This window comes from Gordonia soli NBRC 108243 (assembly GCF_000334455.1).
GTDB classification, from domain to species: Bacteria; Actinomycetota; Actinomycetes; order Mycobacteriales; family Mycobacteriaceae; genus Gordonia; species Gordonia soli.
Genome location: NZ_BANX01000046.1, coordinates 30654 through 40968, shown reverse-complemented (window position 1 = coordinate 40968; position 10315 = coordinate 30654). Strand labels below are relative to the sequence as shown.

Annotated in this window: 1 protein-coding gene; it reads left to right on the top strand. The window is 69.4% G+C overall.

Annotated features, from left to right (window positions below; genetic code table 11):
* Positions 1-124 precede the first annotated feature (124 nt).
* Positions 125-10279 (top strand): non-ribosomal peptide synthetase, encoded by a 10155-nt coding sequence (locus GS4_RS24140; protein WP_245555816.1) that lies wholly within the window; start codon positions 125-127, stop codon positions 10277-10279.
* The last annotated feature ends 36 nt before the right edge of the window (positions 10280-10315 follow it).

Genomic DNA, 10315 nt, shown 5'->3' with positions numbered 1-10315 from the left:
CGTCACCAGCACCGCCGTCAGCGTGATGCGACTCCCGGCCGGGGAGCAGTTGGTGGCCCACGTCGTCGGACCAGATGTCGATCAGGACACGGTTCATGCTGCGGCACGGTCACTCCCGGCCTACATGCGACCGTCTGCCTGGGTATTCCTGGACGAGATGCCGCTGACCACGTCCGGCAAGATCGACCGTCGAGCGTTACCCGCCCCGGTCCGCGAGGCCGATGAGCACCAGGTACCCACAACGCCTGCCGAGCAGATGATCGCCGAGGTCTTCGCCGACGTGCTCGGTGTCGGTGTCGCGGAGGTCTCGGCCACCGACGACTTCTTCGACATCGGCGGCAACTCGCTGGCGGCCACCCGGGTGACGGCCCGCGTCGCCGAACGGCTTGCGGTCGAGGTCGGTATCCGTGATGTCTTCGAAGCCCCGACGGTCCGTGGACTGGCAACTCTGCTCGCCACCCGTCCCGGGGTTGCCCCGCGGCACACGGCCGATCCGATGCCGCGGCCGCCGATCCTCCCCACATCGTCGGCCCAGCGTCGGATGTGGTTCCTCAACCAGTACGACCCGACCGTGGCGAGCTATGTGATCCCGTTCGCGTTCCGGCTCGGTGGCGCGGTGGACCTGGACGTGGTGGAGGCCGCACTGGTCGACGTCGTCGACCGGCATGAGATCTTGCGCACCAGGTACCCCGCCGGCCCGGAGGGCCTGCCGATCCAGGAGATCCTGCCGTCGGGTGGCGCAGTCGACTGGTCGTTCGTCGACACCGACGCCGACGCACTCGACCTCGTCGAGCGTCCGTACGACCTCGTCCGCGATCTCCCGGTGCGGGCCAGGGTGAGCCGTCGGGACGACACCGGTCATGCGCTGCTGGTCATCACCGTCCACCACATCGCCGCCGACGGCGAGTCCGGGCCTGTCCTCGCCCGCGACCTCATGAGCGCCTATCTCGCCCGAACATCGGGCACCGAGCCACGATGGCCCGCGCTCCGGAAGCAGTACGCCGACCACGTGCTCGATCTCACCCGCGTGGATACCGACGCCGAGCAGCGACTCCGCGACCGGGTCGATCACCTGACCGGGGCGCCCTCTCTGCTCGACCTGCCGACGCACCACCCACGGCCACACCGACTGTCGGGGGCGGGCGCAACCGTCCGCTTCACCGTCCCGGGCCGGACCGCCGACAGGGTCCGCGTCGTCGCACGCCGCCGCGGCCTCACCGAGTTCATGGTGTTGCACGCCGCCCTCGCCGCGACCGTGAGTCGACTGTCCGGTACCTCCGACGTGGTGATCGGCACCGCCACGGCGGGCCGAGGAGCTCCCGCAGTCGACGACCTGATCGGCATGTTCGTCAACACGGTCGCCCTCCGGACCACCGTGCGCCACGGGGATCGATTCGACGAACTCCTCGACCACGTCGGCGCCGTCGATCTCGAGGCTTTCGCCCACGCGGACATCCCGTTCGACGATGTGGTGGACGCGCTCGGCGTGCCGCGCTCGGATGCCTTCGCGCCTCTGGTCCAGGTGTTGCTGACCACCTCCGATGCTGCCGACGGCGCAAACGCGATACCTGCCGCGGCCGACCTCGGGGTCGAGCCGGTGGTCGTCCAGGATGCATCCGCCAAGGTCGACCTCACGATCGGGGTGCAGACGGGGCGCACCCCGGGAGCGCCGTGGCAGGGCACGATCACCTACGCCACCGACCTCCACACCGACTCGTCGGCACGTCGTCTGGGCAGCCGCTTCGTCGAGATCCTGTCCTCGGCGGTGGCCGACGACTCGCGCCTCGTCGGCGATCTCGCCCTGCGGCTCGCCGACGACCCGTCTGCGATCATCCATTCCACTGATCCCGAGCCCTCGCCGATCCTCCTGCCCGACATGCTGACCCGCGCCGCAGCGGCCCGCCCGCACCACCCCGCGGTCGTCGCCGCCGAGGGGACGTGGAGTTACGCCGATCTCGACGCCGCGAGCACCCGCCTGGCCCGCCGGCTCATCGCGAAGGGGATCGGACCGGACGATGTCGTGGTCAGTCTGCTACCCCGGTCGGCGACCACGCAGCTCGCGTTGTGGGCCATCGCCAAGGCAGGTGCCGTCTACTGCCCGGTCGATCCGCGGTACCCGGCCGACCGTATCCGGCGCGTGCTGTCGGCCAGCGGCGCGCGGCTCGGGATCACCGATGCCTCGATCGTCGACGCGCACGCAGTCGGTGCGCATTCGGACGGTGCCGGGTGGGGCGGCGTCGAATGGTTGGTGCTCGATCCGGAACAGATCGAGAACGTGCGTCACGCGCCCGAACTCGCCCCGGTCCCACCGACGGATGCCGATCGCACCCGGGCCCTCCGCCACGACGACGGCGCCTATCTCATCTTCACGTCCGGGTCCACCGGTGAACCCAAGGGCGTCCTGGTCACCCACACGGGTCTCGCCGGAGTGGCGCACGTCTTGTCCGACCGACACGGTTCCGGAGCGGATGCACGCTGGCTGGGGATCAGCTCACCGGCTTTCGATGCGGCCATCCTCGAGATCCTCGGAACCTACGGCAGCGCCGCGACCCTGGTCGTCACCCCGCCCGACGTGATCGGCGGCCGGGAACTGGCCGAGTACATGATCGCCGGCGGTGTCACCCACGCGTTCCTCGTCACCTCGGTGGCTGCGTCGCTACCGGACCCGGCGATCCTGCCGTTGACTCATCTGTTGCTGGGCGGCGAGGCGGTGCCCGACGCCGAGAAGAACAAGTGGGCAGTACATCTCGAGGTCCACAACGGCTACGGACCTACAGAGACCACGGTCATATCGGTGACCTCACCGCCGATCTCGACGCGAGAACCGGTCCACCTCGGCCGACCGGTGCCCGGCGTGATCGCCGAGGTCCTCGACGACCGACTCCATCCGGTGCCGCCGGGCGTCGTGGGCGAGCTGTATCTGCGTGGACCCGCCCTGGCACGCGGGTATCACCGACGAGCGTCCGCTACCGCGGAGCGCTTCGTCGCCGCACCGACGGGTTCGCCCGGTGCCGTGATGTACCGAACCGGGGACCTGGTCCGTCGTACCGTCGACGGCCGGCTCGTCTACGTGGGGCGCACCGACCATCAGGTGAAGCTGCGCGGGCAGCGTCTCGAGCTGGGGGAGATCGAACGGACCCTCACCGATCACCCGGCGGTGCGTGCCGCAGCTGTCGTCTCGGTGGGCGATCCGATCACGGCTCTCGCCGGGTACCTCGAACCTGCCGACGAGCTCGAGATCGACGTGGAGGACGTCCGCGCCTTCCTCGCGGCGCGGGTCCCCGGGTACATGGTCCCGGCGACGATGACCGCCCTCGACGCGTTGCCGCGCAACCCGATCGGAAAGATCGACCGGGCAGCGCTTCCCACCGTCGCGCCCGTCCCCGTCGAGGCGTACACGCCACCGGTGGGACGCACCGAGCAGATCCTCGCGACGATAGTCGGAGACGTTCTCGGTGACGACAGCATCGGCGTCACGGTCGACTTCTTCGCCGCGGGCGGGAACTCGTTGTCGGCAACCCGGGTCAGTGCGCGGGCCTCCGATGAACTCGGTGTGCGGGTCGGTGTCCGGGACATCTTCGAGGCACCGACCGTCCGGAGACTCGCGCGGCGGCTCGACGCCGCCCCCGGAACCGACGCCGCGCTACGACCACTCAGGTCCGGTGACCGGCCATCACGTATCCCGTTGTCCTATGCGCAGCAACGGATCTGGTTCCTCAACCGCTTCGACCCAGGAACGTCGGCGTACACGATCCCGCTGGTGCTCCGACTCCGCGGCGGAGTAGACCTCAGTGCGCTGCGTACCGCAGTCGACGATCTGCTCGATCGCCACGAGGTGCTCCGTACCGTGTTCCCCGCCGATGCAGGGGTGCCCTACCAGCAGATCCTGTCGGCCCGCGACGCACGCGATCGCCTGGTGTGGGAGGTCCTCGACGCCCCGACGTCGGTCGCGGGAACAGGATCAGCTGCCGATGGTGATACCTCGGCGAGCCCGGATGCCGCGGAGATCCTGGGCACCACGGGCTTCGACGTCACGCAGGACCTACCGATTCGTGTCCGCGTGCTCGTCGCCGGGCCCCGGGAGTACATCGTCGCGCTGGTCCTGCATCACATCGCAGCCGACGGACAGTCGATGCGGCCCTTGACCGTCGATCTGGCAGCGGCCTATCGCGCGCGATCCGAGGGTCGCGTACCCGACTTCGCCGAGCTACCGGTCCAGTTCGCCGATCATGCAGTCTGGCAACGGGACACCTTCGGCGACGTCGACGACCCGGAGTCGGTCCTCGGCCGGCAGGCCGAGTACTGGGTCGACCGACTCACCGGGCTACCCGATCTCCTGCCGTTGCCCACCGATCGACCGCGTCCGGTCGTCGCCTCCCAGCGTGGTGCTCAGATACGGACGGCGATCCCGGCCGACCTCGCCACGCGGATCGTCGAGTGTGCTCGCCGCCACGGACTCACGGAGTTCATGGTGCTGCACGCCGCCACCGCGATCCTCTTGGCCCGACTGACCGCCGGGCGCGACGTGGTGATCAGCACGCCGGTCGCCGGGCGAGGACATGCGGACCTCGACGATCTGGTGGGCATGTTCGTCAACACCATCGTCCTGCGAACCCATGTCGATCCGGATCAGTCGATCGGTGACCTGATGTCGCAGATCCGATCCGACGACCTCGATGCGCTCAGTCGCGTCGACGTCCCATTCGAGTATCTGGTGGACCGGCTGTCGCCGCATCGATCCGAGGCGTTCGCCCCCCTGGCCCAGGTGATGTTGTCGGTTCTGCCGGCGGTCTCGGGAGGACCGGCACTCGTCGAGCCGGGAGCCGATCCGGGTGAGCTGGAGATCACGCCTGTCTCCACCGGCGTGGCCACCACGCCGCTCGATCTCACCATCGCGGTCGGCCTGGCTCCGGACGGAGACGACTGGGAAGTGGAGATCGTCTACGCCGCAGATCTGTTCGACAGTGGGTCGATCGCGACCGTCGGCGACCGGCTGGTCCGCGTGCTCGAGGCGATCACCGACGAGCAGGCGCCGTTCGCGGACGATGGGCGACGCGCCGGCCGGCCGGTCGATGACACCGGGATCGATGACACCGCGGTCGGTGACATCGAGATCGACGACGACGCCGAGCGTTCGCGGATCGCCGCAGTGGTCTCGGGGCGACACGTCCCACAGAGGTGGCAGACGATCCCCGAGGCCATCGCCGAGAGGGCCGCGCAGATTCCCGACGCCGTCGCGATAGACGCGGGGGAGCGTTCGCTGACCTACCGCGAATTCGTCCTCCGCGTGTCCGATCTCGCAGCCCACCTCACCGACCGCGGAGTCGGCCCGGATGTCTCCGTCGGCGTGTGCATCCCGCGGTCGATCGAACTGGTGATCGCCATCCATGCGATCGGCTGGGCCGGCGGCGCGTACGTGACCATCGACCCCGCGGCCCCTGCGGCACGTGCTGCCGCCATGGTCGACAGCGCGGATGTCCGGCTGGTGGTGGTGGCCGACGACCTACCGGCCCCGGTTGCCGGAGTCGCGATCGAGACGGTGACGGTGGACGCCACGACACCCGTCGACGTGATCGCCGACCTCCCGGTTCCCGCGAGCGGGATCCGCTCCGACAACGCGCTGTACACGATGTTCACGTCAGGATCGACCGGAACCCCGAAGGGCGTCACGCAGACCCACCGCGCGGTACTGAACCGCCTGGCCTGGATGCAGCGGCGAGCACCGCTGGGTATTGACGACGCCGTGCTGCTGAAGACACCTGCCACCTTCGACGTCTCGGTACCGGAGCTGTACGCGCCGTTGCTGTTCGGTGCGCGCATGGTCATCTCCGCCGACGGGGCGCACGTCGATCCGACTCGGCTCGTCGACGTGATCCGGCGGCATCGGGTGACAAGCGTGCACTTCGTGCCGTCGATGATGGCCGCGTTCGCCGAGGCGGTCGCGTCCGATCCGGGACGCGTCGCGTCGCTGTCCGGTCTCCGACGCATCCAGGCGTCCGGAGAAGTGCTCACCGGCGCAGTCGCCCGCACGATGGCGGCGATGGTCCCGAATGCCGTCATCGACAACACCTACGGGCCCACCGAGACCGCGGTCGAGGTGACCGGCCACGTGGTGCGTGCGGACGAAGACCACCTGCCCATCGGCGGCCCTGCCGACAACAGCACGACATGGGTGCTCGACGACCGGCTGCGGCCGACGCCCGTCGGGGTGACCGGCGAGCTGTATGTCGGTGGCGCGCAGTTGGCGCGGGGTTACGCGGCGCGCCCTGATCTCACCGCCGAGCGGTTCGTCGCCGACCCGACGGGCACGACCGGCGAGCGCCTCTATCGCACCGGCGATCTCGTGCGATGGTCGGCGGACGGAGAGCTGGAGTATCTGGGCCGCGCCGATCTCCAGGTCAAACTGCGGGGGCAACGCATCGAGCTCGGTGAGATCGAGGCGGTCCTGCAGCAGATCGAGGGCGTCGGGCAGGCGGCGGTCGCGGTCCATCACGGACACGGTGGAGACGCACTGGTGGGTTACGTCGTGGGCACCGCGCCCGTCGATGTCCTGCGCGACGAGGTGGGCGGTCGGCTGCCCGAGTACATGCGGCCCACACGGTGGGTCGTCCTCGACGACCTGCCGACCACCCCGACCGGCAAGCTCGATCGTCGACGACTACCGGCGCCGGAGGTCGCGACACCCGAGCTCGTCGAGCCGGCCGACGCGGTCGAGCGTGCGGTTGCCGACGTGATCGCGGACGTCCTCGGCCTGGAAGAGGTCTCGGTGACGGTGCCGTTCTTCGATCTCGGCGGCAACTCGCTGGCCGCGATGCGGGTGGTGGGCAGACTGTCGGAAGCCTTCGGCGTCGACCTCGACGTCCGCAGCATCTTCAGTTCACCGACGGTCCGGGGACTGGCGCGCACGCTCGCCCGCCGGCGGGCGGCCGCGACACCGCTGGTGCGTGGTGATCGCCCGGCGTCGATCCCGCTGTCACACGCTCAGCAGCGCATCTGGTTCATCAACCAGTTCGACGTCGCGTCGCCGGTCTACAACATGCCCTTCGCGTTACAGGTTCGGGGACACCTCGACATCGATGCTCTCCGGCAGGCGATGCTCGACGTGATCGGGCGTCACGAACCGTTGCGGACGGTCTACCCGATGGGAGCCGACGGGACTCCGCGGCAACAGATCCTGGATCTCGACGTGGCTGCGTCGATGCTGCGCCGAGTCTCGGGCAGCACGGTCGACGAGACGATGGCACTCATGTCCGAGGGCTTCGATGTCACATCCGACCTCCCGATCCGGATGGGCATCGCCCGCGAAACCGACGGCCCGTCCGGGGCCGGCACGCCTGATCCCGACGGATCTCCGACACATCGCGTCGTGGTGGTCATCCACCACATCGCCGGTGATGCCGCGTCGCTCCAGATCTTCGCCCGCGAACTCCTCGGCGGTTACGAGCGGCGGGTCGACGCGCGGGGAGAGCCTCTCGTCGCGCCGACTGTGGGGTATGCCGACCACACACTGTGGCAGCGGACGACGCTCGGTGAGATCGACGAACCGACCTCGATCATGGCGGCGCAGTACGCATTCTGGGAACGGACCCTGGACGCGGTGCCGGAGATGATCGAGGTACCGACGAACCGTCCCCGACCCGAGGTGATGGATGCCACCGGCGGCCGAGTCCGGATCGAGCTCGGAGCGCGACGCGCCGCGTCGATCGCCGACGTGGCGCGCACAACCGGAACCACATCGTTCATGGTGTGTCACGCCGCTTTCGCGGAGACCATCGCACGCATCGCGGACGTCGACGACGTGTTGATAGGTGCCGCGCTGTCGGGACGCACCCACCCGGCGACCGTCGACCTGATCGGTATGTTCGTCAACACGGTGGTCCTACGGACCATCCACACCGATCACCAGACCGGCCGCGATCTGCTCCTGCGAGTACGTGATACCGACCTCGCGGCATTCGCCCACGCCGACATCCCGTTCGAGTCCCTCGTCGAGCGGCTGGCACCAGCTCGCTCCACTGCACACGCGCCGTTGGTCCAGGTGATGATCAACTACCTGTCGGACCTCACCGGCCGGCCACCTGCGGATCCGCCGATCGACAGCCGGCGGATCGCGGACCTCGAGATCAGTGCCCTCGACCCGGGGGCGCCGCCGGCGAAGGTGGATCTGACCCTCGGCCTCGCCGAACACGTCGGCAGCGCCGGGGAGCTGCTGATCGACGGTGAGATCGACTACGCCACGGCCCTCTTCGACGTGGAGATGATCGAGGTCATCCGAGAGGTGTTCCTGCGCATGGTCGACGCCATCGTCGGCGATCCGGATACGGTGCTCGCAACGGTCGACACGATCGGCACCCCGGTGGTGATCGCGGCGCCGGACGAGGTGCCCTGGTCCGATCCCATGTCCGACGGCACCGGTGTCGCCGACCGCGCGGTCGTGGTGCTCGATCGACTCCATCGCCCGGTGCCACGTGGCGTTCCGGGCGAGGTGTACCTGCGGGCGGTCGATCTCGACTCCGTCGGTGGTGATCTGGACCCCGTCGGTGGTGAGCTGGACGTCCCCACCGGACATGTCGGGCGGTGGACCACCGGCGGCGACGGCACGCCGCGACTCGAGCATCTGGGCCGGTCGGATCGGCACGTCCGGATCCGCGGTCGTCGCGTCGATCTCGACCATGTCGAGTCGACTCTCTCGACGGTCGACGGCATCGCGGACGCGAGTGTCCACGCAGAGGACGCGGTGGACGGCACGCGACTGCGGGCAGCCGTGGTCCGGCGCGATTCGGCGGTGGCGCCCGGTGCCGACCTGTTGCGCCGGCGCCTGGCCGAACACCTGCCCGCACACGAGGTCCCGCCGGCGGTCGTCATCGTCTCGGAGATCCCCAGGGCCGCCGATGGGACGATCGACGGTGCCCGGCTCCACGAACTGATGCCCGAGGTGGACGTCCCGGCGGCAGACGGACGGCCGATCGGTCGCTGGGAGCGGATGGTCGCCGATGCGATGGCTGATGTCACCGGTACGTCCGTGGATCGGGCAGGACAGTCGTTCTTCGATCTCGGCGGCTCGTCGCTCTCGGCGATCCATCTCGTCTCGCGGCTGCGCCGGGAGTCCGGGGTGCCGGTCGAAGTCGCATGGGTGTTCAGCGGGCCCACCCCGCGCGATCTCGGGTCACGGATCGCAGCCGCGACACACGAGACGCCCACCGTGGGAATCGCGCCTACCGGGTCGGTCTCCGACGTCGAGGTCGTGGCGATCGCTCCCGAGGTCGCCGATGCGGCTACCGACGTCGTCGAGTTCACCGACCAATCCGGGAAGCCGACCCCTGACGTCGTCGTCCCGCTCCGCGCCGAGGGCTCACGCCCGCCGCTGTTCTGCATCCACCCGGCCGACGGGCTGTCGTGGCTCTTCGGCGGCCTCGCACCCCACCTCGACGATCGTCCGGTCTACGGGCTGCAGGATCCGTACGTGGTGGCCGACGGTCGACCCGACGCATCGATCCACGATCTCGCCCGGCGCTACGTGGACGAGATCCGGCGAGTCGCGCCGAACGGGCCCTATCACCTGCTCGGCTGGTCGATCGGTGGCGTGATCGCACACGACATGGCGGTGGAGCTCCGCTCACGAGGACACGAGGTCGGGTTGCTCGCACTGGTCGACAGCTTCCCGGCAGGCCAGGCGCCGACGTTGTCGGTCGAACCGGGCGGCAGCGTCCCGACCACGATCCGTGTCACCGAACCCACTGTCATCCAGCCCCCTGTCGTCGATCCGGCTCTCACCGATCCTGATGCGGCGCGCGAGCTCGCACCGGTGTCGGCCGGGGCGGAGACCGACGCGGTGAACGGGCAGGTTCTCGAGATCGATGCTCGCCGAGCCGTTCTCGAAGGCCTCCTCGGTGGCTGGCGCGAGGTGATCGACGTCGACGAACTCGACGGCGTCGGTGACGATCCCGAAGCGATGGCCGCGGCGTTGCGTGCGCGGATCGTCGGACTGGGACTGCTGAGCCCGCGCGCGTTCGACCGCATGCTCGACCGCATGATCGCCTCGGACGATCTGACGGGACGACACCGACCGCAGATCCTCTCGGGTGACGCGATCGTCGTGGTGGCCGCGGCGGACAAGGACGACCCGGACGCCCTGGTGGCGCGCTGGACACCGCACATCACCGGCGGGCTCCGGCGAATGGACGTCGCCGTCGATCACCTCGCGATCATCGGCGGCGACGCGCTGCCGACATGGATGCCGATCGTCGAGGCCGCGATGCTCGAGTCCGACCGTCGCTGACCGGTCCGGAGGAACGTCCAGGCCGTGGCGAGCAGG

Excerpts from the sequence above, each read along its gene's own strand:
- GS4_RS24140 (WP_245555816.1), top strand. The coding sequence starts at position 125 with ATGCGACCGTCTGCCTGGGTATTCCTGGACGAGATGCCGCTGACCACG.